Origin of the sequence: Exiguobacterium aurantiacum (genome assembly GCF_001766415.1) — a bacterium.
GTDB classification, from domain to species: domain Bacteria; phylum Bacillota; class Bacilli; order Exiguobacteriales; family Exiguobacteriaceae; genus Exiguobacterium; species Exiguobacterium aurantiacum_A.
Genome location: NZ_MKXO01000026.1, coordinates 1 through 725 on the forward strand (window position 1 = coordinate 1; position 725 = coordinate 725).

Below are 725 nucleotides of genomic sequence, written 5' to 3' on the forward strand. Positions count from 1 at the left end.
TCTCGTGATGAATATGGCGAGAAAGGATAACCTGACCATTCGCCAGCTCTATCAATCGGTTGCCGGCTCACGCGGTCATAATATTTTCATTGGAACGCCGCAGCAGCTGGCAGATGTGATGGAAACATGGCTTCGTGAAGAAGCAGCAGACGGCTTTAATGTCATGCCGCCGCTCTTGCCAGAAGGGCTGGATGTGTTCGTAGACCGCGTCGTCCCAATCCTTCAGGAGCGAGGCTTATTCAAAACTGATTACACAGGACAAACCTTACGAGAAAATCTTGGATTAACAGAGCCAAAAAATCGCTACACGATATAAGGGTGAGGTGACTAACGTTGGGATACACGTTTCGTCTGGCAACAGAGGCAGATATAGAGGCGCTGCTTGAACTGACAACAAGAGCATACGAGCCAATTCGTGAGCTCGGCATCCAGTTCCAAGCAGCACATGCTGATTTCGCTCTCGTTCAGAAAAATGTACAAAAGAATCTTTGCTATGTGATGGAAGAAAACGGAGAGCTTCTATCCACCTTATCACTCCGTATGCCTTGGGGAGAGCAGCCAGGACCGTTCGGCGTCCCTCATATCTGGTGGTTTGCCTCAGAACCAGCCGCCAAAAAAGGCACAGGCTCAGCCTTGCTGGAATGGGTGGAAACCGAAGTGCTAAGGGATACACTGAAGGTGCCGTACGTGTCGCTCGGTACAGCTGATAAGCATCCATGGCTGAT

At 50.1% G+C, this 725-nt stretch carries 1 protein-coding gene and 1 pseudogene; both read left to right on the forward strand.

The features are described 5' to 3' along the window. Window positions 1-316: pseudogene (locus BJU60_RS14755) on the forward strand (nitrilotriacetate monooxygenase); the annotation flags it as partial. 17 nt (window positions 317-333) lie between these two features. Then, the coding region (locus BJU60_RS14760; RefSeq protein ID WP_070329513.1) for a GNAT family N-acetyltransferase at window positions 334-725 on the forward strand (392 nt) is incomplete at its 3' end.